Annotated in this window: 25 protein-coding genes; 15 read left to right on the forward strand and 10 right to left on the reverse strand. The window is 58.7% G+C overall.

The features are described from left to right. The first annotated feature begins 94 nt into the window (after positions 1 to 94). Complete coding sequence (locus CLV45_RS22155) at positions 95 to 358, forward strand: hypothetical protein (RefSeq protein WP_100338665.1); 264 nt, start codon at positions 95 to 97, stop codon at positions 356 to 358. Between the two features lie 290 nt (positions 359 to 648). Here CLV45_RS22155 and CLV45_RS22160 read toward each other — a convergent pair whose 3' ends face one another. Then, entirely contained in the window at positions 649 to 1,215 is a 567-nt protein-coding gene (locus CLV45_RS22160; RefSeq protein WP_100338666.1) for a hypothetical protein, read from the reverse strand. A gap of 191 nt (positions 1,216 to 1,406) precedes the next feature. On the opposite strand from CLV45_RS22160, the gene CLV45_RS22165 reads away from it, so the two are divergent. The 5 genes from CLV45_RS22165 (at position 1,407) to CLV45_RS22190 (ending at position 5,364) form a co-directional block, all read left to right on the forward strand. Continuing rightward, positions 1,407 to 2,498, forward strand: a complete 1,092-nt coding sequence (locus CLV45_RS22165; RefSeq protein WP_100338667.1) for a hypothetical protein — start codon at positions 1,407 to 1,409, stop codon at positions 2,496 to 2,498. 48 nt (positions 2,499 to 2,546) lie between these two features. Then, positions 2,547 to 3,644, forward strand: a complete 1,098-nt coding sequence (locus CLV45_RS22170; RefSeq protein WP_157807729.1) for a hypothetical protein — start codon at positions 2,547 to 2,549, stop codon at positions 3,642 to 3,644. A 348-nt stretch (positions 3,645 to 3,992) separates the two neighbouring features. Continuing rightward, the gene (locus CLV45_RS22180) at positions 3,993 to 4,700 is read left to right on the forward strand and encodes a hypothetical protein (RefSeq protein WP_100338670.1); all 708 of its coding nucleotides are present in this window, start codon (positions 3,993 to 3,995) and stop codon (positions 4,698 to 4,700) included. An 85-nt stretch (positions 4,701 to 4,785) separates the two neighbouring features. Then, entirely contained in the window at positions 4,786 to 5,019 is a 234-nt protein-coding gene (locus CLV45_RS22185; protein WP_100338671.1) for a DUF433 domain-containing protein, read from the forward strand. Between the two features lie 15 nt (positions 5,020 to 5,034). Then, positions 5,035 to 5,364, forward strand: a complete 330-nt coding sequence (locus tag CLV45_RS22190) for a DUF5615 family PIN-like protein (RefSeq protein ID WP_262496907.1) — start codon at positions 5,035 to 5,037, stop codon at positions 5,362 to 5,364. Positions 5,365 to 5,467: 103 nt separating this feature from the next. Here CLV45_RS22190 and murQ read toward each other — a convergent pair whose 3' ends face one another. The 3 genes from murQ to CLV45_RS22205 form a co-directional block, all read right to left on the reverse strand. Then, complete coding sequence (murQ, locus tag CLV45_RS22195) at positions 5,468 to 6,274, reverse strand: N-acetylmuramic acid 6-phosphate etherase (protein ID WP_100338673.1); 807 nt, start codon at positions 6,272 to 6,274, stop codon at positions 5,468 to 5,470. A gap of 55 nt (positions 6,275 to 6,329) precedes the next feature. After that, positions 6,330 to 6,635, reverse strand: coding sequence for a cytochrome b5 domain-containing protein (locus tag CLV45_RS22200; protein ID WP_100338674.1), 306 nt, complete (start codon positions 6,633 to 6,635; stop codon positions 6,330 to 6,332). A 66-nt stretch (positions 6,636 to 6,701) separates the two neighbouring features. Next, positions 6,702 to 7,850, reverse strand: a complete 1,149-nt coding sequence (locus tag CLV45_RS22205; protein ID WP_100338675.1) for a formimidoylglutamase — start codon at positions 7,848 to 7,850, stop codon at positions 6,702 to 6,704. Positions 7,851 to 8,081: 231 nt separating this feature from the next. Between CLV45_RS22205 and CLV45_RS22210 the strand changes: the two genes are divergently transcribed. The 7 genes from CLV45_RS22210 to CLV45_RS22240 all read left to right on the forward strand — a co-directional run bounded on the left by CLV45_RS22210 (position 8,082) and on the right by CLV45_RS22240 (position 17,086). Continuing rightward, positions 8,082 to 9,860 (forward strand): AMP-dependent synthetase/ligase, encoded by a 1,779-nt coding sequence (locus CLV45_RS22210; RefSeq protein ID WP_100338676.1) that lies wholly within the window; start codon positions 8,082 to 8,084, stop codon positions 9,858 to 9,860. 143 nt (positions 9,861 to 10,003) lie between these two features. Then, positions 10,004 to 10,480 (forward strand): MarR family winged helix-turn-helix transcriptional regulator, encoded by a 477-nt coding sequence (locus CLV45_RS22215; protein ID WP_100338677.1) that lies wholly within the window; start codon positions 10,004 to 10,006, stop codon positions 10,478 to 10,480. Positions 10,481 to 10,623: 143 nt separating this feature from the next. After that, a complete protein-coding gene (locus CLV45_RS22220) occupies positions 10,624 to 13,032 on the forward strand; it encodes a 3-hydroxyacyl-CoA dehydrogenase/enoyl-CoA hydratase family protein (protein ID WP_100338678.1) in 2,409 nt (802 codons plus the stop codon). Positions 13,033 to 13,073: 41 nt separating this feature from the next. After that, the gene (locus CLV45_RS22225) at positions 13,074 to 13,442 is read left to right on the forward strand and encodes a four helix bundle protein (RefSeq protein ID WP_100338679.1); all 369 of its coding nucleotides are present in this window, start codon (positions 13,074 to 13,076) and stop codon (positions 13,440 to 13,442) included. A gap of 46 nt (positions 13,443 to 13,488) precedes the next feature. Then, positions 13,489 to 14,667: an acetyl-CoA C-acyltransferase gene (locus tag CLV45_RS22230; RefSeq protein WP_100338680.1), complete on the forward strand. Its 1,179-nt coding sequence runs from the start codon at positions 13,489 to 13,491 to the stop codon at positions 14,665 to 14,667. 114 nt (positions 14,668 to 14,781) lie between these two features. Beyond that, a complete protein-coding gene (locus CLV45_RS22235) occupies positions 14,782 to 15,105 on the forward strand; it encodes a 50S ribosome-binding protein YggL (RefSeq protein WP_100338681.1) in 324 nt (107 codons plus the stop codon). 193 nt (positions 15,106 to 15,298) lie between these two features. Further along, entirely contained in the window at positions 15,299 to 17,086 is a 1,788-nt protein-coding gene (locus tag CLV45_RS22240) for an acyl-CoA dehydrogenase family protein (RefSeq protein ID WP_100338682.1), read from the forward strand. A gap of 85 nt (positions 17,087 to 17,171) precedes the next feature. Here the strand turns inward: CLV45_RS22240 and CLV45_RS22245 are convergent, their stop codons facing one another. Next, positions 17,172 to 18,764, reverse strand: coding sequence for a T9SS type A sorting domain-containing protein (locus tag CLV45_RS22245; RefSeq protein WP_100338683.1), 1,593 nt, complete (start codon positions 18,762 to 18,764; stop codon positions 17,172 to 17,174). A gap of 213 nt (positions 18,765 to 18,977) precedes the next feature. After that, positions 18,978 to 20,429 (reverse strand): hypothetical protein, encoded by a 1,452-nt coding sequence (locus CLV45_RS22250; RefSeq protein ID WP_100338684.1) that lies wholly within the window; start codon positions 20,427 to 20,429, stop codon positions 18,978 to 18,980. 369 nt (positions 20,430 to 20,798) lie between these two features. Here CLV45_RS22250 and CLV45_RS25100 point away from each other — a divergent pair, with 369 nt between their 5' ends. Beyond that, a complete protein-coding gene (locus CLV45_RS25100) occupies positions 20,799 to 21,041 on the forward strand; it encodes a hypothetical protein (protein WP_157807730.1) in 243 nt (80 codons plus the stop codon). A gap of 71 nt (positions 21,042 to 21,112) precedes the next feature. On the opposite strand, the gene recG is transcribed toward CLV45_RS25100, so the two are convergent. From recG to mutY, 4 genes are all read right to left on the reverse strand, one after another. Continuing rightward, complete coding sequence (gene recG / locus CLV45_RS22255) at positions 21,113 to 23,206, reverse strand: ATP-dependent DNA helicase RecG (RefSeq protein WP_100338685.1); 2,094 nt, start codon at positions 23,204 to 23,206, stop codon at positions 21,113 to 21,115. Between the two features lie 99 nt (positions 23,207 to 23,305). Beyond that, a complete protein-coding gene (gene gldD / locus CLV45_RS22260; RefSeq protein ID WP_100338686.1) occupies positions 23,306 to 23,902 on the reverse strand; it encodes a gliding motility lipoprotein GldD in 597 nt (198 codons plus the stop codon). Between the two features lie 171 nt (positions 23,903 to 24,073). Next, complete coding sequence (locus tag CLV45_RS22265; RefSeq protein WP_100338687.1) at positions 24,074 to 24,502, reverse strand: single-stranded DNA-binding protein; 429 nt, start codon at positions 24,500 to 24,502, stop codon at positions 24,074 to 24,076. A 95-nt stretch (positions 24,503 to 24,597) separates the two neighbouring features. Continuing rightward, entirely contained in the window at positions 24,598 to 25,689 is a 1,092-nt protein-coding gene (gene mutY / locus CLV45_RS22270) for an A/G-specific adenine glycosylase (RefSeq protein ID WP_170061914.1), read from the reverse strand. A 161-nt stretch (positions 25,690 to 25,850) separates the two neighbouring features. Between mutY and CLV45_RS22275 the strand changes: the two genes are divergently transcribed. After that, positions 25,851 to 26,189, forward strand: a complete 339-nt coding sequence (locus CLV45_RS22275; protein WP_262496908.1) for an HU family DNA-binding protein — start codon at positions 25,851 to 25,853, stop codon at positions 26,187 to 26,189. Positions 26,190 to 26,236: the final 47 nt, after the last annotated feature.

Genomic DNA, 26,236 nt, shown 5'->3' on the forward strand with positions numbered 1-26,236 from the left:
AGCCCCGAATCTAGCGCCGAGCTGCCTGGCACTCGACGCGGAATTCAGCTTTACCTGATTTGAATTTTCAACAACCCCATTAATTCCTCTCACCATGAAAAAGGTTCTGTTCCTTGCCCTGGCTGCTGCTTCGTTCACCTTCGCTTCGTGCGACAGCAAGAAAGAAAACGCTCAAGAGAATGCCGCTGACAACGTAGAAGCCGCTGGCGAAGCCAAAGCTGACGCTATGGAAGAGCAGGCTGACGCCGTTCGTGACTCGGCCGACAACAAGGCTGACGCCATGGAAGATGCCGCTGATGCCAACCCCAGCCAGGCTACTCCCGCTCCCGCTGCCGGCGCTACCACGACCCAGCAGTAATTGCGCTGCCTGCAAAGGCAAAAAAGAGGCTCCCCAATCCGGGGAGCCTCTTTTTTTGTGGTATAGGGCAATTGTAAAGTGGTTACTACGGCTGCCTTTTCGGCTATCATCCTGAGCAGAGCGAAGGACCTTCCTTGCCTGGCTGGCTAGGTGGATTCAACGTGAAAAAGCCCTTTCCTGCCTGCGCGGGAAAGGGCTTTGTGCATTGGTAAAAGCTTTGGTGGGGTAGGGGAGGAAGGTCCTTCGGCTGCGCCTCAGGATGACAGTAGGAAGGATGGCTGCCCGCTACGCTAGCCCAGGCGGCGGCGCAGGATGCCGTCGACGACGGAGAAGAGGCGGCGGGGCTCGTAGGTGCGCCAGGGCATTTCGTCGAGTTGTCCACCGAAGTTGACGTAGTTATCCACATTGAATTGGTGCATTTCGCGGATAACGTGCTCCTGGAAGTTGACGCCGGCAATCCAGCCGTCTTCCACGTCTTCGAACCACTCTTCGTAGTAGCAGTCGTCGGAGCCGTGGAAGTTGAACACGTTTTCGCCGACGAGGATGAACTTACGGATGCCTTCGTGCACCATCGAGTCGATGATGTTGCGCTTGAGCTGCATGATGTCGTTTTCGATGGCATCGTTCCACTCCCCGATAAACTCGATGATGCCGATGCCTTCGTCGTAATCGACGAAGAGGATTTTGAGGAACAGCGTGTCGGATTCGAGGCTGTCCCACTGGGGGTGGATGTAGTACCCGTAGATGGTATTGGTGAAGGAGTCGAGGCTGTTTTCGGCTTCGAAAAGCGGGGAGCGGGGGTCTTCGGAAGCGGAATACTGCTCAATCCAGTTGTAGTGGGGCTCGATGGTATGCACGGGCAGGCAGCGGTTGGAATGACAGGATGAGGTAGTAACAACGGGGGGCGGAAAAAGCTCCGGGGCGGGCCGGGAATATCCCGGGGTGAGGCGGCAGCCGGGCCAGTGCGGCAGCCTAGGAAATGTACGGGAGCCGCTCTATTTTCGCTGCTTCATCGTGGTTTCTTAGGCGTTAGCGCGGCGGTCTTGTTATGATAAAATACTACGGGCTGCTGGGCATAGCGGCCCTGCTGGGCGGTGGCCCGGCCACGGCTCAGAACGTGGGCATGGGTACGACCCAGCCCAACGGGCGGGCTATTCTGGATATTTCCTCGCCCACTGGCAACCAGGGGCTGCTGATTCCGCGCCTGGACTCGGTGCAGCGGGTGGGCATTGCGAGTCCGCCCGACGGGCTGATGGTGTTCCAGAAAAATGGGCGGCAGGGGCTGTGGTACGCTTTCGGGGGGCAGTGGCTGTATCTGCCGCCGGCTGGCAAGCGGCCCGACGATTTGGGTGCCCACTCGGCTGCTAAGGACCTGAACCTGGGCACTAATAAGCTGGTGGGCAACGGGGGCACCGCGGGGGTGGGCGTGAGCAGCAAGGGCGGCGTGGATATCGGCAGCAGTACGGGTAACCTGATTCTGGGCTCGGGGGGGGAGGCGCTGACGACGGGCGGCACGAACGGCCTGGTGGGCGCCGATGCGGGCTGGCGGCTGACCACGGGCTCCAGCAACGAGTTTTGGGGCAACAACAGCAGCTACGCTATCCAGACGAGCGGGAGCAATGCTTTTATCGGCGACAATGCTGGTACCATGGTGCTGGGCGGTATCAGCGACGTGGGCGGCAGCGTGGCCATTGGGTCCTTCTCCCGCTTTGAGGTTCAGCCCACGCCCCAGGTGCCGAGCCCGCGCAATATGATTGCGGTGGGCTATACCAGCATCGGGGTGGTGCCCAATACGCTGGTGTTGGGTAATTATTACCCCGGCAGCGCACTCGATAACGTGGGCATTGGGACGGCGAGCCCGCAGCGGGCCCTGGACGTGAACGGCACCATTCGGCAAACGACCTATACCGCGGGCTCCTTTACGCTGCGGCCGGGCGAGGCCATCTCCTACGACTGGAACCACGGCCTGGGCTACCGGCCCATGGTGATTGTGAGTCGGGACCAGACGGGTGGGGGCGGGGCCGAATACGTGAGGGTGAGCTACGAGCACGCCGACGACAACCTGCTGCGCTTCTGGCTGCGCAACGGCAGCGACAACTCTACCGCCACTTTTGTATTGCGCTGGATTCGGGTGGATTAAGTCCCCGGCTGCCGCGCTTGTATTTCTGCTCCTATGCACACTTTTGCTATGCCTTTTTCGCGTTTTTCCTTTCCGCTGACTTCTTACCGGCCCGGGCTGGCGGCCGCAGTTGTACTGGTGCTGCTCGGCCGGGGACCGGCCCGGGCCCAGAGCGTGGGCATTGGTACTACGACGCCCAACAGCAAGGCCGTGCTCGACATCGTGGCGCCTAATAACAACCAGGGCCTGCTGATTCCGCGCCTGGACTCGGTGCAGCGGGTGGGTATTGCGAATCCGCCGGACGGGCTGATGGTATTCCAGAAGAACGGACGGCAGGGGCTGTGGTACGCCCTGGGCGGGCAGTGGCTGTTTGTGCCCGACCGGCTGCGCGGGGGCGACAATCTGGGCAACCACACGGCGACCAAGAACATCAACCTGGGGACCTACAAAATTGTGGGGAACGGGGGCACGGTGGGCGTGGGCGTAAGCAGCAAGGGCGGGCTGGACCTGGGCGCCAACGCGGGCAACGTGCTGGTGGGGATACAGGCGGGGGCCAGCCTGGCCGCGGGAGCCAACTCCAACACGTTTGTGGGCTACCAGAGCGGGCAGAACGTGACGACGGGCTACAGCAACACGCTGGGCGGCTTTCAGAGCGGCTCGAATGTGACGACGGGCCTGAATAACACGTTTTTGGGCTACCAGAGTGGGTTTGCTGTTACGACCGGCAGCGGCAATACGGCGGTGGGGGCCTTTGCCGGGCCGACCAACTTCAACCTGGAAAACACCACGGCCATTGGGTTTCGGGCCCAGGTAAGCCGGAGCAACTCGGTGGTGCTGGGCGGTACGGGGCCCTTTGCGGTGAACGTGGGTATTGGGACGACGAACCCGCAGCGGACGTTGGACGTGAGCGGCAGCATCCGGCAGACCACCTACAACACGGGCTCCACCCGGCTGTCGGGCAACGCCAGTGCTTCCATTGACTGGAACCATAACCTGGGCTACCAGCCCACGCTGATGCTGGCCCTGGACCAAACCAACGGGGGCGGGGCCGAATACGTGGGGGTGAGCTACGAGCACGTGAACAACAACACCGTGCGCTTCTGGCTGCACAATACCAGCAACTTCAACTCGGCCACCTTCGTGCTGCGCTGGATTCGGGTGGATTAGGCGGGAGGCGGGGGTTGCTCCGTCGGGGTTGGAAGCTCCTCCGGCATGGTTGGAGTCGGCTCCGTCGGGGTTGGGAGCTTCTCCGTCAAGGTCAAAACCTTCTCCGTTGCGGTTGGAAGCTTCTCCGTCATGGTTGGGAGCTTCTCCGCCGGGGTCAGTAGCCTCTCCGTTGGGGTTGGAGCCTTCTCCGTCGGGGTAGAAGGCTTCTCCGTGCAGGAAGTGGGCGGGGAGCTAGGTAGAGCGGGGCAGGGGGTAAAAGAGAAGCTTATAGTAGGATGAAAATATAGTTGCTGCTGAATATAAATAGTTCTAGCTTACTGGTATTGTTCATCTTAACTATTTGTTCTTATGGGAGTGAGTAATGCCGATTTTAGTTTTCGCAACGAGGAGCTGGTGCCGTTGGCCAAGCTGCTGCGCGACCAGTACACCCAGGATGAGGCCGACTTTGTGGACCTGCTGCCCAGGGTGTACACCAAGAATTTTTTGCCCGACTACGACGTGCGGCTGAAGGCGGCTGATGCGGTGGTGAGCGCCAAGCTGGGGCAGGGACAGTCGGCGGCCTTTGGGGCGCGGATGGCCGAAACGCAGGCGGCGCTGCCGGCCCTGCTGAACCGGCTGGAGGCGCGGGCCCGCCGGGCCGAGGGCCTGACGGTGCCGCTCAAGGCGCTGGGCGTGCAGGCCGTGCGCGACGCCTATAAGCTGCAGGACCGGGAGCGGCTGGATACGGCCCTGAAGCTGCTGCTGCGCAACCTGGACGACAACGCGGCGGCGCTGGACGATACCGGGCACACGCCGGCCGAAACCGCCAAGCTGCGCACGTTGCACCAGTCGCTGATGAGCGACAGTGCGGCCCAGGACGCCAGCCAGACCAACAGCCAGCGGCTGACGGCGGCCAACGTGACGGTGCTCAACCACCTGTACGCGGCCATGCAGCACGTGCTCAAGGACGGCAAGAGCCTGTATCGGGGCGTGGATGCGGCCCGGCTGAAAGGCTATACCGTGAAGGAGCTGCTGAAGCGGGTGCGGCAGACGCGGGGGGATACGGGGGAGGCGTGAGGTGGAATGGGTTTGGAATGGAAAAGGGCGCCCGGTGGGCGCCCTTTTTGGGTATATTCGGAGACGCCCACTTACCACTTCTGCTATGGATACCGCTGCCATTACCGCTTTTATCGAACTGAACCCCCCAGTGCGCTTTGGCAAGCCGGTGGTGAAGGGGACGCGCACGACGGTGGCGGAGGTACTCGAAATGCTGGCCAACGGGATGAGTGCGGCCGATATTGAGGAGGATTTTCCGGCTATCGGGGCGGAGCAAGTACGGGCCTGCCTGCTGGATGCGGCGTATAAGGAAAGCGTGGTGCTGCTGTCGGTGGCGTAGGGGAGGCGTCTGCTGCTGGATGAGAATGTTTCGTGGCGCCTGGCGGCGTACCTGCGCCTGTACTGCGCGGCGGTGGGGCACGTGCGGGAGCTGGGAATGGAAAACAGCCCGGATACGACTATCTGGCGTTATGCCCGGCAATATGAGTATGATATCGTGACCAAGGATGAGGACTTTCTGCGGCTGGTAGTAGCGGAAGGGTTTCCGCCGCGGGTGGTGGCAGTGCAAAACGCGCAGGTGCCGGTAGCGAAGCTGGCTGAATTCCTGCTGGCCCGGCTGCCACAGTTGCAGGAGTTTCTGGGGGAGCAGCCGGAGTTTGGGGTGTTGCTGCTGCGGGTGGGATAGAGGGGGCGCGGGTTGAGGCTGTGTCTAAACCCACGCCTGCGCCGTTGTTGAGGCTATTTGGCGTGTTGGTAGTCGTTCAACGGGGAGACGCAAGTATGCGTCTCTACATTGTGCGGTAGGCATCCAGGGCGGCGCGGACGGAACCGTGCTTCTTGAGGAGCTCGGCGGCTTCGGGCTGCTCGATGCCTAGTTCGTCCATGATCATCTTTTCGCCGCGGTCCACGAGCTTGAGGTTGGAGAGCTGCATGTCGACCATCTTGTTGCCTTTGACGCGGCCCAGGCGAATCATGGTGGCGGTGGTGAGCATGTTCAGGACCAGCTTTTGGGCGGTGCCGGCCTTGAGGCGGGTGCTGCCGGTGACGAACTCGGGGCCGGTGACGACTTCAACGGGGTAGTCGGCGAAGGCGGCGACGGTGGAGCCGGGGTTGCAGACGATGCAGCCGGTGGCGATGCCGTGGCGGCGGGCAATGGCCAGGCCACCGATGACGTAGGGCGTGCGGCCGGAGGCGGCGATGCCGACGAGCATGTCGTTGGGGTTGATGTCGTATGCCTGGAGGTCGCGCCAGGCTTGCTGGGCGTCGTCTTCGGCGTTTTCAACGGCCTGGCGGATGGCGGTGTCGCCGCCGGCAATGAGCCCGATGACCAGGCCCTGGGGCACGCCGAAGGTGGGCGGGCATTCAGAGGCGTCGAGGATACCGAGGCGGCCACTGGTACCGGCGCCGATGTAGAAGAGGCGGCCGCCACGCTGGAGTCGTTCCACCGTAGCCTCCACCAGGGCCTCAATCTGGGGCAGGGCCCGGGCGACGACCTGGGGCACCGTCTGGTCCACGCTGTTGATGCCGGCCAGCAATTCCCGCGTCGAGAGGGTTTCGAGGTTGTTGAACTGGGAAGGACTTTCGGTGGTACCCAAGGGGAAGTGGTGAAGTTGTGAAATGGTGAGTTTTCGTGCTGGACTCACGATACCGTTACGAGGCGGAAGGAGCGGGTGTTTTGAGGCGGCCGATGGCGGGGAACTTGTCGAAGACGTGCTCGGTGTGGGGGGCGTCTTTCTGGAGCTCTTTGGTCAGGTCCTGGCCGGCCCAGTGCTCGTAGTGGTTGCCGCGGCGCCAGAGGCGGGAGCGGGTCACGTCGTAAATCAGCCCCTTGTAGCCGACCCAGATTTCGTCCCGGTCCTGGCCGTTGCGCAGGGCTAATTGGGCCGGGGTGTATTCGGGGAGGTGGTGGTTGGGAGTTGATTGTTGATTGTTGGTTGATGCAGGCGGCGTGTTCATGAGCGGAATTCGGAATGACTGCCGCGAAGCATGGGCAAAGAACAATTAACAATCAACTCCCGACAATCAGCCTAATAAGGCCTGGGTCAGAATCCAGCGGTTGGGCAGGTCGCCCTGGGCGGCTTTGAAGTAGTCTTCGTAGCTGCAGGGCACAATGCGTTTGATGGCGCTATCGGCCAGGCTTTCCACTTCGAGCCACCACTTTTCGGTGCGTTTGGCTTTGTAGAAGACCAGCTTGGCCGGGGAGCCGGGCAGGCCCACGGCGTAGCGAATGAAGCGGCGGCTCTGGAAGTCGGTTTCGTTGCGGCGGTGGTAGTAGCCCTCGATGAAGTACCAGAGCATGGTGGCCAAAGTACTGGCGGCCAGGCCGTGCACGTCGTGGTCGGGGCGGTAGCCGTAGAGGCCAAAGGAGGTGAGCTGGTCGTTGTGGCCGGCGTACCAGGCCAGCTTGGCGGCTTCCTCGTTGGTGAGGCCGAAGGGGTTGGCCGGGCAGTAGGCGGGGGCGTCGTTCCAGCGCAGGGCGGCCACGTCGAAGCTCACGAAGTCGGCCTGGCGCAGCAGGGGCTCGGCCTGGCGGATATCGTCGCGCACCTGGCCCAGGCGCAGGGTTTCGAAGTGGAGCTTTTCCAGGGCGGCCAGCACGTCGGGGGCTACCAGATACTGCTGGTGGGCGAGCTGGGCGAAGTTGAACACGAAGTTGGGCTCGTGCATCAGGATGCGGCGCAGGTGGGCGTCCTCGGCGGGGGCGGTGTCGTGCTCGGCCATATCCACCCGCGAATCGACCATGGCGAAGCTGACGGGCCGCTCCAGGGTTTCGTAGGCTAGGAACTGGCCGTAGTCGAGGTCCTGGCTGCCGCCGAGCAGGATGGGCACCGTGTTGTGCTCGAGCAGGGTGGCCACGATTTCACGCAGGCGTAGGTAGGTGTCTTCCAGAGTGAGGCCGGGGCGCAGGTTGCCCAGATCGACGAGGCGGAGGCTGCCGGTGCCTTTCTGGAGCTGGTAGAAGCGGCGGCGCACTTCGTCGGCCCCGTGCACGGCGGGCTCCCCGCCGGCGCTACCCCGCCACTCGTTCAGCCCGATGAGGGCCAGGTCGGCCACCCGCCAGTCCGGAAACGTGTCCAGAAAGCGCGTCGCATAGTTGGCGAGCGTAGTAGAGGCGGCCGAGGCGGCCGTAAGCTCCTCGCGGAGCGGATCAAAGAAGATGGCCAGATTCATCGGGCGCGAACAGTGCAGGCAGACAAAACTACGCAAAACCCGCTAGCCCTGCCCGTTTTTCGGCGTCAAACCTTTGCCCTCAGCTGGTCCGTAATAGGCATTACGCCAAAAAATCTATTTATTTAAGCTGTCTTGGCCGTTAAGCTTGGACTTCTTTGCCCACCCTGACGTTATAGAACGGGGCATTTTGCGCCACTCTCAGCGTTTCCCACCACTAGTATCCCACTCTACATGGAAGTCCGCCGCGCGTTTGATATTCTGCCGCACCAACTTGCCACTGCCCCCAAAGCCGACTGTCTGGCCGCCAAAATCGACGGCAGCTGGCAGAAATACAGCACTCAGCAAGTCCTCGACCAAGTAAACCAGGTCAGCCTGGGTTTGCTGGCGCTGGGGTTGAAAAAGGACGATAAGGTGGCCATCATTTCGATGAACCGCCCCGAGTGGATGTTTGCCGACTTCGGCATCTCCCAGATTGGCGGCACCACCGTGCCGATGTACCCCAGCATTACGGTCGAAGACTACAAGTACATCTTCACCGACGCCGGCGTAAAGGCCGTTTTCGTGTCGGATGAGAAGCTCTACGCCAAGGTGAAAGAGGCCACCGCCGACTTGCCCGAGGTCAAGCACGTGTTTACCTTCGATAAAGTCGACGGGGTGCGCCACTTCAGTGAGCTGCTGGAAATGGGCAAGCAGGGCGACCCGGCCACCCTGGAACCGTTGAAAGCCGCCGTGCAGCCCGACGACCTGCTCACGCTGATTTATACCTCGGGTACCACCGGCAACCCCAAGGGCGTGATGCTCAGCCACGACAACATCCTGAGCAACTGCCGCAACTCCCAGCCCTTCGTGCCCGTCACCAAGGACGACAAAGCGCTGAGCTTTCTGCCGCTCTGCCACATCTTCGAGCGGATGGTGACCTACCTCTACATGATTAACAGCGTGAGTATTTACTACGCCGAAAGCATGGAGGTCATTGCCGACAACCTGCGGGAAGTCAAGCCCCAGATTTTCACCACCGTGCCCCGCCTGCTGGAGAAGGTCTACGACAAGATTGTCGCCAAGGGCCACGAGCTGGACGGCGTCAAGAAAAACCTGTTCTTCTGGGCCCTGGATTTGGGGCTGAAGTACGACACCCAGAAAGACCAGGGCTTCTTCTACAACACCCAGCTGGCCTTGGCCAATAAGCTTATCTTCAACAAGTGGCGTGAGGCGCTGGGCGGCAATTTGAAGTGCATCGTATCCGGGGGCGGGGCCCTGCAACCCCGTTTGGCCCGGGTGTTCTGGGCGGCCGGCATCCGGGTGATGGAAGGCTACGGCCTGACCGAAACCTCGCCCGTAATTGCCGTGGGCGGTTTCGAGCCCGAAAACAACATGATTGGCACCGTGGGCCCGCTCATCGACAACATGGAAGTCAAGATTGCCGAAGACGGCGAGATTCTGACCAAGTCGGCCTCGGTGATGAAAGGCTACTACAACAAGCCTGACCTGACGGCCAAGGAAATTGACCAGGACGGCTGGTTCCACACCGGCGACATTGGGGAGTTTGTCAACGGCAAGTTTCTCAAGATTACCGACCGGAAAAAGGAGATGTTCAAGACCTCGGGCGGCAAGTACATTGCCCCGCAGGTCATCGAGGGCAAGCTCAAGGAGTCGCCCTTGGTGGAGCAGTGCATGGTGGTCGGGGCCGACCAGAAATTCCCCGCCGCCCTAGTTATTCCCTCCTTCGACGATTTGAAAGGCTGGTGCAAGCGCAACGGCGTGGACTGCAACTGCTCCAACGCCGAGCTCATCAAGAACGAGAAGGTGGTGCAGATGTACGAGGACCTGGTGAAGAAGTACAACCAGAACTTCGCCCAGTGGGAGCAGGTCAAGAAAATTGTGCTGCTGCCCAACCAGTGGACCGTAGAAACCGGCGAAATGACGCCCACCATGAAAGTGAAGCGCAAGATTATTACTGAGAACAACAAGGATATTATCGAGAGCCTCTACCACCAGGAGGCGCACCGGTAACGACTAGCTCGGTTTCGGTTAAAAAGGGTTGGGGCGGCCGGCAGTTTGGAGAAAAACGCGGGGCCGCCCCAAACTTTTTTTCTGGTTATTTAGTATGCAAGCATAACATATTCTTTGTATGTTTACCGGACTTCGCCACACCCATGACACCGGAAGAAACCGTCGATTATAACATCAAAGTTGCCTGGCACGCCATTTCGCGCATGTACAATACGCAGGCCGCCAAGCACGACATTACCACCAGCATCGGCTTTGTCCTGCTCAATATAGACCAGGAACTCGGGACTCCGGCTACCAAAATTGCGCCCCTGCTGGGCCTCGAAACCCGGAGCCTGACCCGCATTTTACGCTCGATGGAGGAAAAGGGCCTGATCTACAAGCAAGCCGATACCCAGGACAAACGCTCGGTCCGCATTTTCCTGACCGAGGAAGGCCTGCGCAAAAAGGAAGTTTCCCGCCAGACCGTGCGGCATTTCAACCAGAAGGTCCGGGAGAAAATCCCCCAGGCCCAGCTGGAAGTTATGTTCAAGGTCGTGGGTCAGATTACCGGCATGATTGAGGGCAAAACCCTTTTCGACGACTTTAAGCTGAAACCCCTACGCTCCGAATCCGCGGCCTAACGGCCCGGGCTCGGAGTGTTCAGTTTTCTGAGTGCCAAACATTTGCAGTGACTTCGTGCTTGGATAAGCTCGGCATGACGAGTAGTTTGACACGAAGTTTCCTCTCTGAATCTTTCATTTCTCACCCACTCATTCCTTCCCGAATGAATCGTATTATCAAAAAAGTAGCCGTGCTCGGCTCCGGTGTGATGGGCTCGCGCATTGCGCTGCACTTCGCCAACATCGGCGTGCAGGTGTTATTGCTCGATATTGCTCCCAAGGAGCTGACTCCCGACGAGGAAAAGAAGGGCCTGAAGCTCGACGCGCCGGCGGTGAAAAACCGCATCGTGAATGCCTCGCTGCAGGCCGCCATTACGTCGAACCCGTCGCCGCTCTACCGCAAGGCCGACGCCTCGCGCATCAAGACCGGCAACTTCGACGACAACCTCAAGGACATTGCTACCTGCGACTGGACGATTGAGGTCGTGGTAGAGCGCCTGGATATCAAGAAGAGCCTGTTTGAGCGCATCGAGCAGTTCCGCAAGCCCGGCACTTTGATTACGTCGAATACCTCGGGTATTCCGATTCATTTGATGGCCGAAGGCCGCTCCGACGACTTCCGCAAGCACTTCGCCGGCACTCACTTCTTCAACCCGCCCCGCTACCTGAAGCTGCTCGAAATCATCCCGACGCCCGAAACGGACCAGTCGGTGGTGGATTTCCTGATGCACTACGGCGACCTGTACCTGGGCAAAACCACGGTACTGGCCAAGGACACGCCCGGCTTTATTGCCAACCGCGTGGGCGTTTTCGCCATGCTCGACGTGATGCAGACCATGCAGCGCCTGGGCCTGACGGTGGAAGAAGTCGATAAGCTGACCGGCCCGGTTATCGGCCACGCCAAGTCGGCCACCCTGCGCACTTCCGACGTGGTGGGTCTGGACACAACCATCAACGTCACCAACGGCCTGGCCCAGGGCCTGCCCAACGACGAAGCCAAGGACGTATTCGTGCTGCCCGACTTCGTCAAGAAGATGGGTGAGAATAAGTGGCTGGGCGACAAAACCGGCCAGGGCTTTTACAAGAAAGTAAAGGGCGCGGGCGGCAAGTCCGAAATCCACGCCCTGGATTTGAACACGCTGGAGTACAAGCCCAGCCAGAAGGTGAAGTTTGCCTCTCTGGAAGCCACCAAGGCCATTGATAAGGTGGCAGACCGGTTTAAGGTGCTGGTGGCCGGCAAAGACAAAGCCGCCGACTTTTACCGCCAGAGCTTCGGCAGCCTGTTTGCCTACGTTTCGAACCGGATTCCGGAAATCACCGACCAGCTCTACAAGATTGACGACGCGCTGCGCGCCGGCTTCGGCTGGGAGCTGGGCCCATTCGAAACCTGGGACGCGCTGGGCGTGCAGAAAGGCTTGGAGCTGGCGCAGGCCCACGGCAAGAACGTAGCGCCCTGGATTGAGGAAATGCTGGCCGCTGGCAATTCGACCTTCTACAAGGTGAATGAGCAGGGCGTCAAGCAGTTTTACGATGTAGCGTCGAAGTCGTACCAAGCCATTCCCGGCGTGGAGAACTTCATCATCCTCGACAACCTGCGCGCCACGGGCAAAGTGCTGTGGAAAAATGCCGGGGCTTCGGTTATCGACCTCGGCGACGGTATCCTGAACGTGGAGTTCCACTCGAAGATGAACACCCTGGGCTCCGACGTTATCCAGGGCCTGATGAAGGGCGTGGACATGGCCGAGCAGGGCTACCGCGGCCTGGTGGTCGGCAACGACGCGCCCAACTTCTCGGCTGGTGCCAACCTGGGCCTGGTGTACATGTACGCTCTGGATCAGGAGTTCGACGAGATTAACATGATGATTGCCCAGTTCCAGAATGCCATGATGCGCATGCGCTACAGCAGCATTCCGGTGGTGGGCACGCCCCACGGACTGGCCCTGGGCGGCGGCTGCGAGCTGAACCTGCACGCCGACAAAGTAGTAGCCGCGGCCGAAACCTATATGGGTCTGGTGGAATTCGGCGTGGGTTTGATTCCGGCCGGGGGTGGCACTAAGGAAATGACCCTGCGCACGGCCGCCAAGTACGAAGAGGGGGAGCCCGAGTTCAACCTGCTCCGCAACGCCTTCGTGACCATCAGCACCGCCAAAGTATCGACTTCGGCCGCCGAGGCTTTCGACCTGGGCTTCCTGCGCCGCGGCGACGAAGTGGTAGTCAACAACAACCGCCTCATTGCCCAGGCCAAAGCCGAGGCCATTGCCCTGGCCGACGCCGGCTACACCCAGCCCGTGCAGAAATCGGACATCAAGGTGCACGGCCGCGGGGCTCTGGGCATGTTCCTGACGGGTGTGCACGCTATGCGCGCCGGCAACTACATTTCCGACCACGATGTTAAGATTGCCAACAAGCTGGCCTACGTCATGACCGGCGGGGATTTGTCGTCGCCGACCAACGTGAGTGAGCAATACCTGCTGGATCTGGAGCGCGAAGCCTTCCTGAGCCTGACCGGCGAGCGGAAAACGCTGGAGCGTATCCAGAGCATCCTGACGACGGGCAAACCACTGCGCAATTAGAACTCAGAACTGAGAGCTTAGAACTAAGAAGTTGTTCTGGTATGGTAAGTCGGCATCATTTTCGGGAGCTAAAAATCTGGCATAAGGCGATGCTGATTACCAAGCTGACCTATCAGTGTTCGGCAGCTTTCCCAAGTGACGAACGATTTGGTCTGACATCCCAGATACGCCGGGCAGCAGTTTCTATTCCTTCTAACATTGCGGAAGGTTCAGGTAGAGGCTCGGTCAAGGACTTCAGTCAGTTTCTGTCAATTGCTACTGGCTCGGCTTATGAGCTAGAAACACAGCTCATTCTGGCTGCTGAATTCGGATATCTTGATGAAACCCGTTTGCAGTCAGTTCTGGATGAGTTAGCCGAATTGCAAAGGATGCTTTACGGCTTTCAGAAAAGTCTTCAACCTGAGAACTAACCACCCGAGTCTAAGCTCTGAGTTCTCACCTCTAACATCTAAAATCATGAATGCATATATCGTAGCCGGTTACCGCACTGCCGTTGGCAAAGCCACCCGTGGCGGTTTCCGCTTCACCCGTCCCGACGATTTGGCCGCGGACGTAATCAAACACCTGGTGGCCTCCGTGCCCGCCCTCGACCCCACGCGCATCGACGACGTGATTGTGGGCAACGCCGTGCCGGAAGCCGAGCAGGGCCTGCAGATGGGCCGCCTGATTTCCTTGCTGGCCCTGCCCATGAACGTATCGGGCCTTATTGTGAATCGCTACTGCGGCTCGGGCGTGGAAACCATTGCCATGGCGGCTGGTAAAATTGCCGCTGGCATGGCCGACTGCATCGTGGCCGGTGGTACCGAAAGCATGAGCATGGTGCCCACGGTGGGCTGGAAGACGGTTCCCAACTACAACCTCTCCAAGAAGCACCCCGACTACTACCTGGGCATGGGCCTGACCGCCGAAGCCGTAGCCAACGACTACAAGATTTCCCGCGAAGACCAGGACGTATTCTCCTACAACTCCCATCAGAAGGCCATCAAGGCTATTGAGGCCGGCAAGTTCAAGGAGCAGATTGTGCCGATTACGGTGGAGGAAACCTACCTCGACCAGGCTTCGGGCAAGAAGAAAACCCGCTCGTACGTAGTCGATACCGACGAAGGCCCCCGCGCCGATACCTCGGTAGAAGCCCTGGCTAAGCTGCGCCCCGTATTCGCCGCCAACGGTACTGTTACGGCCGGCAACTCGTCCCAGACTTCCGACGGCGCGGCTTTCGTTATCGTCATGTCGGAGCGCATGGTGAAGGAGCTCAACCTGGAGCCCATTGCCCGCATGGTAACCTACGCCACCGAAGGCATTGACCCGCGCATCATGGGTATGGGCCCCATCAAGGCCGTGCCGAAAGCGCTGAAGCAGGCCGGCATGAAGCTCGACGACATCGACCTGTTTGAGCTCAACGAGGCCTTTGCTTCCCAGTCCATTGCCGTCGTGCGGGAGCTGGGTATCGACGAAAGCAAGCTGAACGTGAACGGCGGCGCCATTGCCCTGGGTCACCCGCTGGGCTGCTCGGGCGCCAAGCTCAGCATCCAGCTATTCCACGAGCTGCGGGCCCGCGGCCAGAAATACGGCATGGTAACCGCCTGCGTGGGCGGCGGCCAGGGCGTAGCCGGCATTTACGAGCTGCTGAAGTAACTCTCCGTAGCTTCGACCCGGGCCGGGTGCTGGTCGGAAAGCGTGGCAGCGCTTCTCCACCGGAAAACTCAGGCCGCGCCCGGCCCGAGTCGAAGTTCTTGTTTAGCTTAGGTCATGAAAAAACGCCTGCGTAAGAAAACCCACCGCCAGGAATTCAAGGAATTCAGCTGGAACGTGTCCTACCGTCTCACCGACGACAAGCCCGACAGCTACCTGGATTTCTCGGATATTCTGCTCGAGCAGATTGAAACCTTCGAGCTGATTATCGGCGGGGCTTTGGACGATTTTGCCGCTACGCCGGTCAAGCGCCTTTCCGAAGTCCAGGCCCGGGAAAAGCGCGACCAGCTCCAGCAGTGGCTGGCGGCCCGGCCCGAAGTAGCCGAGGCTACCAGCTCGGAACTGACCGACGCCTACTACGGCCCGTTTCGCGACCAATAAGTGAATTGGGAAGCCTCAGTGCGCTGGGGCTTCTTTTTTTCGGGCAAAGTACGCTGCAAGCATAACATAATTACGTATATTTCGGTACGAATGTATTCGGGCCTTTTTACGTTATAAATAGTAGGCAAGCCGAACACTTCGCCCTCAGACTTTCGACTTCAACACATTCCTTAACCCAACTCTCACCCTGGCCATGGAAGTATCCAACAAGCTTGTAAAAGGCGGCGAATTCATCATCAAGGAAACCGACGCCCAAGACGTATTCACCCCCGCCGACTTCTCGGAGGAGCAGAACATGATGCACCAGACCGCGCTGGACTTCGTGGAAAAAGAAGTGCAGCCCCTGCTGGAGCGCCTCGATAACCACGAAGAAGGCCTGATGCGCGGCCTGATGGAAAAAGCCGGCGAGCTGGGCCTGTTTGGGGTGAGCATCCCGGAGGAGTACGGCGGACTGAACATGGACTTCCCGACCTCGCTGCGCGTGACGGAAGGCGTGGGTGGTGGTCACTCGTTCCCGGTAGCTTTTGCCGCCCACACCGGCATTGCTATGCTGCCCATTCTGTACTTCGGCAACGACGAGCAAAAAGCCAAATACCTGCCCGGCCTGACCAGCGGTGAGCTGATGGGGGCCTACTGCCTGACCGAGCCCGGCTCGGGCTCCGATGCCCTGGGTGCCAAAACCAAAGCCATCCTGACCGAAGACGGCGAGCATTACGTGCTCAACGGTCAGAAAATGTGGATTACCAACGGCGGTTTCGCCGACGTATTCGTGGTTTTCGCCCAGGTGGACGGTGACAAGTTCACCGGCTTCATCGTGGAGAAAGGCACGCCCGGCCTGAGCCTCGGCAACGAGGAGCACAAGATGGGCATCAAAGGTTCTTCCACGCGCCAGGTGTTCTTATCGGACGTGAAAGTGCCGAAGTCGGCCGTGCTGGGTGAAATCGGCAAGGGTCACCTCATTGCTTTCAACATTCTGAACATTGGCCGCATCAAGTTGGCTGCCGCTTGCCTGGGGGCTACCAAAATGGCTTCGACGCTGAGCATCAAGTATGCCAACGAGCGGGTGCAGTTCAAGATGCCGATTGCCAAGTTTGGCGCCATCAAGTACAAGCTGGCCCAGCAGGCCGTGCGGATTTACGCCGTGGAATCGGCCATCTACCGCGCCGGGATGGACATTGCCCGCATGGAGCAGGAGCTGCTGGCCAAAGGTCAGAGCCACAATGAAGCCCTGCTGGGCGCCGCCCGCGAGTTTGCCGTGGAGTGCGCCATTCTGAAAGTAGAGGGCTCGGAAGTGCTCGACTACGTGGTGGACGAGGGCGTGCAGGTGTACGGCGGTTACGGCTTCTCGGCCGACTACCCCATGGACCGGGCCTACCGGGATTCGCGCATCAACCGCATCTTCGAAGGCACGAACGAAATTAACCGCATGCTGGCCGTTGACATGATCCTGAAGAAGGCCCTGAAAGGCGAGCTGGACCTAATGGGCCCCGCCCAGGCCGTGCAGCAGGAGCTGATGGCTATTCCGGACTTCAACGTCGAGGAAGAAACCGGCCTGTTTGCCGTGGAGAAAAAGACTATTGCCAAGCTGAAGAAGGCCATTCTGATGGTAGCTGGCACGGCCGTGCAGAAGTACATGAACTCCCTGGCCAAAGAGCAGGAAGTGTTGATGAACATTGCCGACATGGCTATCAAGGTCTACACCGCCGAAAGCACCATTCTGCGCGTGGAGAAAGAAGCCGGCGTGAAAGGTGAGGAGGCCGTAGCTCCCCAGATTGACATTGCCCGCATCTACCTCTACGACACCGTGGACCAGGTAAATAAGTTCGGCAAAGACGCCATCGGCACCATGACCGAGGGCGACGAGCAGAAGCTGCTGGCTATGGGCTTGAAGCGCTTCACCAAGGCTGACCTCTACAATGCCAAGGAAGCCCGCCGCCGCGTAGCCGACGTGCTGATTGCCGCCAACGAGTACAGCTTCTAAGCAAGAAGTAGTTTGGTTGAATGAAAAAGGCCGCTCCTAAGCTAGGAGCGGCCTTTTTTTGTTCAAGATTCGGAAATCAGCCAGGCTATTCGGCTCGGACGAAGTGTCTGGTGAAAATGAAGTCGGGGCCCTCGATGCGCAGGGTGTAGCTGCCCGGTCGCACGGTCTGCAAAGGAATCCGCACTTCACCGCCGGCTCGAACTGCTGGCAGGGTTAGTACCTCCCGGCCCAGCAGGTCGAACACCTGGAGCTTCAGGAGCTGGGTTTCCGATAGCTCGGGGAAGTGCAGCGTCAGGGTTTGAGCGGCGGGGTTGGGATACAGGGTAAGGCTGCCAGTCAGTGGGGCGCGGCTGCTCAAAGTCGGGGAATACACCAGGCCCGCAACGCCGAATGACTTGTTGCCGCTGCCATCGGTCTGGGTGCCGGCTATTACCACCCGACCGTTTGGCTGTAGAGCCATAGCCACTGGGCTGAAGCCTGGTAGCGCGATGGTAGAAGTGGTAAAAGTGGGGGCAGTAGCTGAAAACCGGAAGATGCGGCAATCGTTGGTCGCCGTGCGAAGGCCAGCCAGAACTTCACCTGTAGCCAGCACGTCTAGGCCCAACACTGCGTTGGTGGTGCTACCTGTGGCGGCTTTCAGCAGGCCCTTCTTCCCAAACGACGTATCAAGCACGCCATCGGCAGTAAAGCGGGCTATAGCGATACTATCGTTTCTATCCAGTCCGGCCACTACAATCTTGTTATCAGACTGCAACAGCATTTTTCTCCAGGCGATTCTTTGGCCGCCAGCCGATGCGTTCAGAATGGTAATACCATTGGTGCCAAAGCCTGGGTCAGGCTGGCCAGTGCCCAGGTAGCGAACAATAGCGGCCCCATTCGGGCCCACGTAATTCTGGTTAGAAACAAGGTGCTCACCAGCTGTGAGCAAGCGGCCAGCGTTGTCAACAAGCGCAGTATATGCTATTTTCCTACTTCCTGATGTCGTATTACTGGTTTCGTTGCCGGTCACCGGGTAGTTGTGGACAAATGAGTTGTCGTAAGTGCCAGCCGCCGATATCCGCTCAATGGTAGTAAGTTCTATGTTGCCACCAACGTTAAGGCGGTAATTGATGCTAAAGAACTTCCCGTCGGCCTGCAGGGCCAGTGCATTCACGTAGGTGTTCAGGCTGCCCGTGTTGGCATCATTGAGAAGCCGGCCGCTCGTGCCAAAGGAGTTGTCGAGAGCACCGCTAGGCTGGAAGCGGGCACAGGCTTTCTTCGCGGGACCAGTGGTAGAGGGCGAGGTAAGCATGGTGGCAAGCTGGCCACCGACCAAGATGTTGCCATCGGGCTGTAGCAAGGGGGCCGTTGCCTGCGCCGAACTCACGGTAAAACTGGGGCTGTTACTAGTGAAGGAAGTCGTGGTGGTGCCACCAGTGCCAAAAGTGAGGTCTGGCTGGCCGGTAGCCGTGAGCTGCGCCAGCCCAAACATTTTATTGTTCTCGCCCGCCACCAGTAGTTTACTACCGGGCAGCAGCGCAAGGCTGGTCACTACATCCGTATTTGCCGCCGTAGGAAAGACTATTGTGGTCTTTCCCGCCGTACCAAAAGTAGGGTCGAGGATGTAGGATTGCCCATAAGCCGCCCGCATGCCGCTGCACGTCAGAAGCGCGCACGTTAGGAGAGTAGAAGTGTGCATAAGCAGAATTGTTAGGTTGGGAAAAGGAGAATCATAGCTGGCGGGCAGCAGCAACAGCTAACAGGGAGCAATACAATTAGGCCCTGTGAATGAGTGTATAGTAACTACGAACATACTTGTTCTCTGGGTAGAAGCTATGTAGAAGGTTGACTGGAGCACTACAGCTGTTTTGATTTCCTAAACAGCCGTAGTGCTCCGGTCAACCAAAGTCTCTTACTTAACTACAATCTTGTTCAGCATCAACGCCGCCGACTTTTTGCTGGGCCGGCTTACCCCAATAATGGTTTTAGCGTCGAGCCAGCCGGTGAAGTCCTTCACGTAGGCCAGGTTCTGGTCACTGGCTACGCTCAGCCCCAGACCTTTGGGTGGCGACACCACACCGGTTTGCACGTTGACCTGGCGCACGTACAGGTCCGATTTGCCCTTGATTTTCTCCTGGGTCAGAATCTGCACGTCCGGCCCGAAAACGGCGGCCCGGAAACCGATACCAGTAAACGACTCGGTGGGCGGGGCTACCTGGTCTTTGGCAATGATGCTGTGCCAAGTCGGGCTCTGAAATTCGTTGTAGCCGAACACGTGCAGCTCCCGGGCGTGCACCGGCGACTCGTCGCCGCCTTCCTCGTACTTTTTCTCGGCAATAACGACCAGCTGCTTTTCGCCGGTCAGCAGCAGTTCGGAGAGGTACACGTCTTCCAGGCGCTTGGCGCTGGTTTGAGCCGTCTTATTGACTTCGGCCAGGTACTCGGGGGTGAAGCGAAACTCGGGAGCAAACTTCATGTCGCCCTCGCCGGCGAAGTCAAACTTGACCACCTTCAGGCTGTAGTACTGCCCACTTTCCCGCTCGGTGCAAATGGCGGCGGCGTACAAGGTGTTGTCGGGTTGCAGGCCAAACTTGGCGTCGAACACCGTCACGGCCTTGCCCCCAAATGAGCCGCCCACGGCTACCGACATGACTTTGGTCTCGGGCTTGTCGTTGAGGTAGCGGCGCACGGTGAGCTTCTTCATCTGGTCGCTGATGAGGGCCACGTACTGGGTGCCATCGTTGCCGACGTGGACGGTAGGGGAGAAGAAGTCGCCCAGGTCGTGAAAGTCGTAAGTGCGGTCCTTGAGCTTGGTCAGCTTCTGGTCGTACACCGTGGCGCTGATAGCGCGGATCTGTACGTCGCGGGTGAGGTAGCGAAAGGCCACCAGCTTGGAGCCGTCCGGGGAAACGGCCACGCCGGGACGCCGGTCGCGGGCTGCCGCCTCGATAAGCTTTTTAGGCGCCGCTTTCTGGCCGTTGCGCAAATCAACCAGCACGGCCGACAGGTTCTGGTTGGCGTTATCTTTTTGGTGCAGCACTACGAAAGCCTGCTCCGAGCCGTGACCGAAGGCCTCCACGCTTTCCCCTTCGGCCACGGGAATGGCGGCCGTCCACTGCGGCTTCAGGTCGGCATCGTAGCGCTCCACGGCGTACTGCGTGGCCGACTTATGAGCCAGAATTACGAAGCCGCCGCCCGCCACGGGCAGCATTTTACGCGTGACTCGCTGGTTGTACCGGTCCTCGGCCTGTTCAGGTAAGTAGCTGAACGGTACCGACTTCACCTTTTGAGCTACAGCCGCCGCCGGAGCGGTCAGCAGGCCGAGCGCCAGGGCGCCAGCGGAAAGGAAAAATGTAAACCGCACGAAAAAAGACAGTTAAGGGTGAAAAGCTGCAATGAACAAAAAAATGTACTCTCCAAAGGTATCCATCTCCGGCCGCATCTCGTAAAGGCCACGCTCCCCAACGGCAACCGGCCTGGGTCATCATGATTTGTTCATGCTATCATAACGTTTTGATAGCCGTTTTCAAGGCGTAGCTCTCGTTACTTTGCCGAAAATAAGAAAGAGCGGCTGTTGAAGCGCCACGGGAAAATATTGTAGAATTCAAATACAATCATTGTCTCGGCTGAACAACTCACCGGAGCAAAAAGGTGATTTTCTGCTCAGTTTTCTGTTGTTTTTGGCTCAAAATTTGCGGTGTCCGCGCCGCCTATTGACTAGCTCCCCAACACTATGAAATTTCTACTCAAATTCGTTCTGCTCTTTGCCTTGATTGTCGTTGGTAAGTTGGCTAAAGAATCTGTTACGCCACTGGCCGCTACTACGAAGCGGGTGCAGCCCGAAGCTCCGGTGCAGGCGGCTTCTTTCTTCGCCCGACAGGTAAGGCTAGAAAATACTCCGCACGGTGGTGGCAGCCGATTGTGGCAGGCTACGGCTCCTTCTACTACTTCCCGATCCGCGGAATCATTCGAGTAATATCGGCAGGCGACTTAACCAAGTCGCCTTTTTTATGTCCAGTGCAAACGTTTGGACCAACTTTAGTTTTCTCAACTAATGCGGCTCCAGTTGACGGCCGTGGCGGGTAAGGATTCGATGTGGCGCCGGATGTTCAGGTTTTGGGGCTGACTCAGGCTGGGGTCTTCGGCCAGTAGCTGCTGGGCCGCCGCCCGGCTTTCGGTCAGAATGCGGCCGTCCTTGGCCAGGTCGGCAATGAGCAGGTCGAGTACGCCGCTTTGCTGGGTGCCCATCAGGTCGCCGGGGCCGCGCAGCTTCAGGTCGATGTCGGCAATTTCGAAGCCGTTGTTGGTCCGCACCATGGTTTCGATGCGGATGCGACTGTCTTTGCTGAGCTTATAGCCCGTCATTAGGATGCAGTAGCTCTGGTCGGCGCCCCGGCCCACGCGGCCCCGCAGCTGGTGAAGCTGGGAAAGGCCAAACCGTTCGGCACTTTCAATGACCATTACCGAGGCATTGGGCACGTTGACGCCCACCTCAATAACCGTAGTGGCCACCATAATCTGGGTTTCGCGCTTCACGAAGCGCTGCATCTCGTAGTCCTTTTCCTCGGCTTTCATCCGGCCGTGCACGATGCTGATTTCGAACTCCGGAAAGGCCCGGGCCACGCTTTCGTAGCCGTCGGTGAGGTCCTTGTAGTCCATCGTTTCCGACTCCTCAATGAGCGGATACACGATGTAGACCTGGCGGCCAAGGTTGATTTGGTCCCGGATAAATTGGAATACCTTGAGCCGGTTGGCGTCGTAGCGGTGCACGGTTACAATGGGCTTACGACCAGCGGGCAGCTCGTCAATCACCGACACGTCCAGGTCGCCGTAGAGCGTCATGGCCAAAGTGCGGGGGATGGGCGTGGCCGTCATCACCAGCACGTGGGGTATCACGTGGGGATTTTTCTGCCACAGCTTCGAGCGTTGGGCCACCCCGAAGCGGTGCTGCTCGTCCATGATGGTCAGGCCCAGGTTGCGAAACTGCACCACGTCTTCCAGCAGAGCGTGGGTGCCCACAAGCATGTGCATGGTCCCGTCGCGCAGTTGCTCGTGCAGCACGCGCCGCTCGGAGGTGCGGGTGCTACCCGTGAGCTTGCCGAGCTTGATGCCGAGCTGGTCGGCGTAGGCTTTGAGGCCCACGTAGTGCTGGTCGGCCAGAATTTCGGTGGGCGCCATCAGGCAGCTCTGGGCCCCGTTGTCGGCGGCCATGAGCATGCTGATAAAGGCTACAATGGTTTTGCCCGAGCCCACGTCGCCCTGCAGCAGGCGGTTCATCTGCTTGCCGGCGCAAAAATCCTTGTAGATGTCGTGGATAACCCGCTTTTGGGCCCCGGTCAGGTCAAAGGTCAGGTGGTTTTTGTAGAAGTCGACCAGCGTGGGCACTTCCTTGAAAATCTGACCGGCCAGGGTCACTTTGCGCTGGTCGCGCTGGCGCAGCAGCTTGAGCTGCACGTAGAAAAGCTCCTCAAACTTGAGCCGGAACCGGGCCGCCTGCAGCAGCTCGGTGCTCTGGGGGAAGTGGATCTGCTGGTAAGCGTCGGCCTTGCCCATGAGGTTGTAGTGCCGAATCAGGTCCGGCGACAACGACTCCTGCACGTAGGGCAGCGCGATTTTGAGCAGGTCGCTCGTCATCCGCGCAATGGCCTTGCTGTCGATGCGGTGGTAGTTCTTGAGCTTCTCGGTGGTGTTGTATACCGGCTGCAAATAGCTCTGACCCGGCTTGGCTTCGGATACTTCTTCCAGGTCGGGGTGGGCCATCTGGGGCCGGCCGTTGAATATGGTGGGCTTACCAAAGACAATGTACTCCTGGTGGTTTTTAATCACCTTTTCCAGGTAGTTCACGCCTTTAAACCACACCAAATCCAGTTCGGCGCTGCCATCCGACACCTTGGCCACAATGCGTTTCTTGGGCCCTTCGCCGATGACTTCGCGGTTGCGCAGCACGCCCTTGACCTGTACGTAGGGCAAATCCTCGGTCAGGTCTTCAATCTTGTAAAACTGAGTGCGGTCGAGGTAGCGGAAGGGGTAGCGCTGAATCAGGTCGCCGTAGGTGAAAATCTGCAGCTCCTTCTGCAGCAGGGTGGCGCGCTGGGTGCCCACGCCTCGCAGACTCTCGATTTTGGTATTGAAAAAACTCATTTCCTGTAACAATTAACCGGTATCATTCAACAATTGGCAACTCGGGCCACAAGAGCGGCACGGCGGTTAAATGTTAATTGACACCTGCTAAATGAATGGCTACTTGAATTGTAGAGTGTTGAGCAGGTGCACCACGTCCTTCTTCACGTAGTCGATGACCGGGGCCAGGGAGTCGTTGGCCGTAGCCGTGCGGAAATACAGTGCCCCGCGAAAGAAATGGGTGGTGCTGTCGGTAGTATAAAACTGGAACTGACTGGGCACTTCCCCCGACAGCTCGAAAACGGCCGCCCGCAGGCCGCTGGGGGTTTTTATTACGCTTTCATCAATGGCCGAGGCCTTAATCTGGTGCTTGGCCGTGAGCTTGCGGGCATCTTCCAGGAGCTTATTGAACAGCTTCTGGTCGTGCTTGATGGGCATATAGGTAAGCTGGACATTGGCCTGCAGCTTGGGGTAATAAATGTTAATCCAGTGCGGCTGGGCCAGGTAGGACGAGTCGCGCAGTACTTTGGCCTGGCGCGAGTACTCAAACGTGTAAGGGTGCCCGGGCGCCAGCTGCTGGTAGGTGGCCGCCGGCAAGTCGATACGATTATAGCCCTTGGGCTTGGGCGTATAGTCGGCGGGCGACGAGCAGCTGGCCAACAACAGGCCAAAGCCCAGAACGGCACTCAGACCGCGCAAAAGTGAGGATGCAGGCATTTAGAGCAGGGCGGATGTACTCATCAAAGGTAACCAGAATCAGGGACGCCGCTACGCGCGGCCGGCGCATGCCCGAAGCCTGGGGCAGGCTATTACGGTTGGCCCCACCGCAGAACGCAGAAAGCCCCGGCGACGTGCCGGGGCTTTGCAAAAACTCCTCGTTAAAGGTAGTTAGAAAGGCAATTGGTCAATTTCGGGTTCTTGGCGGAAGGTCTGGGCCTCGGCGGGCTGCTCCTGGCCCTGGCCGTTGGCCTGTCCATCACCCTGGGGACGGCCGCCTAACATGGAAATTTCGTCGGCTACTATTTCGGTAATGTAGCGCGTCTGATTGTCCTTGTCCTGGTACTGCCGGGTGCGCAGCTTGCCCTCCACGTAGATCTGCTGGCCCTTTTTGAGGTACTTCTCGGCCATTTCAGCCAAGCCGCGCCAGGCCGTGATGTTATGCCATTCGGTCCGCTCTACGCGGTTGCCGGATTTGTCTTTGTAGTAGTCGTTGGTGGCCAGGGTGAAGTGCGCTACGCTCGAGCCACCTTCCAAATGCCGAACCTCGGGGTCCTTACCCAGGTTGCCTACCAGAATTACTTTGTTGATGCCAGCCATTGCTTGGTTGTTAAGTAGTTAAACGTGTCGATAAAATATCTTTATCTCTTATAAAAATAGACAAAGCTGATTATATAACCAAATATTTTAGCTTTTTATTTCCAGGATTTGTCAATATAATTAGCAATTAGCACAGGCTTGGGTAATTCGTGCGCTTCCGCCGCCGTGAAAGGTGCCAGTCCTGAAGCCTCTAATGTTCCTGCAGGTAGGGGCTGACTCAGCCACACCGAGTGAAACCGCGCCTCTACTTTCTGGTGGCTCAGCACGTGGCGCAACGCCAATACCGGCTCCTCGGCGCGGTCCATAGCTAGTTGCCCGCCCAGCTCCGTTACGGCCTGCACCAAGTCTACGGCGGGCAGTTCGGCGGCCTCGGTTTCGGTCAGGGCAAAGTCGTACAAACCCTGCCAGATGTCTTTGGCAGTGCGCTTTTTCAGATACAGCGTATCGGCATGGCGCAGCACCAGGTAGTGGAAGTAACGGGTGCGGCCGGCCTTGGCCTTGCTTTTTACCGGCAATTCCTGCACCATGCCGTGCTGAAAGGCGTAGCACTGGCTTTGCAGCGGACAAAACAGGCAGTCGGGCTTAACCGGCGTGCACTGAATGGCCCCAAACTCCATAATAGCTTGGTTGAACTCATCGGGGGCCGCGGCCGGTATCAGCGTATCAGCCAAGGCTTGGAACTCCTTGCGCGTGGCCGGCGCGGCAATGTCGGAGGTGATGCCAAACACCCGGGACAAGACCCGGTACACGTTGCCGTCGAGCACCGCCACTTTCTCCCCGAAGGCAAAGGAGGCAATAGCTGCCGCTGTGTACTGGCCTACACCCCGCAGCTTGAGCAGCTCCGTATAAGTATTAGGGAACACGCCCGCGTACTCGCGCACGACCTGTTGAGCTGTGTGGTGCATGTTGCGGGCCCGGGAATAGTAGCCCAACCCCTGCCAGTGCCGCAGCACCTCATCTTCAGGGGCCGCGGCCAAGTCGTGCACGGTTGGGTAAGTCGTGATGAAATCCAAGTAGTAGGGCAGGCCCTGCTTGACCCGGGTTTGCTGCAGAATAACCTCTGAAAGCCAGATGGCATACGGGTCGCGGGTGTGGCGCCAGGGTAGGTCGCGGCGGTGGCGCGGGTACCATTCCAAGAGGGCTTGGGCGAAATACGGGTGAGCAGGGGCGAGAACGGAAAGAGGCAAAGATTTGATATATAGAGGTTTGAAGAACAAATGGGACGCTAAATGGATTGCGTAAAAAGTATTGCAAAACCAAAAAAGGGGGCTACCTTTGTGGCCCGAATTCTTAAGCGAACAGCCTACCGGGCAAGGGCTTACGTTTTGAATCGGGAGTTTTGCCCAGCATACATTTTTCACACCTTAGTACACATACCAGCGTGACTAAAGCAGAAGTAATCGCCGAAATCGCCGACAAGACCGGCATTGAGAAGACCGACGTATCGGCTACCGTTGAAGCATTTTTCAAAGTGGTAAAGGATTCGATGGCCGATGGCAACAATATCTACGTGCGTGGCTTCGGTAGCTTCGTAAACAAGAAGCGGGCAAAGAAAGTCGCTCGTAACATCTCAAAAAACACTTCGATCATCATCGACGAGCACTTCATCCCGAGCTTCAAGCCGTCGAAGACCTTCATCGGTAAGATCAAAAACAGCAAGAAGATCAAAGAGACGGCTCAGGCCTAATTTTCTTTCTTCGTAACATTGCCGGCCGAGCCGCCGGGGATTCCAGT

The sequence above is a fragment of the Hymenobacter chitinivorans DSM 11115 genome (genome assembly GCF_002797555.1).
In the GTDB taxonomy this organism is placed as follows: domain Bacteria; phylum Bacteroidota; class Bacteroidia; order Cytophagales; family Hymenobacteraceae; genus Hymenobacter; species Hymenobacter chitinivorans.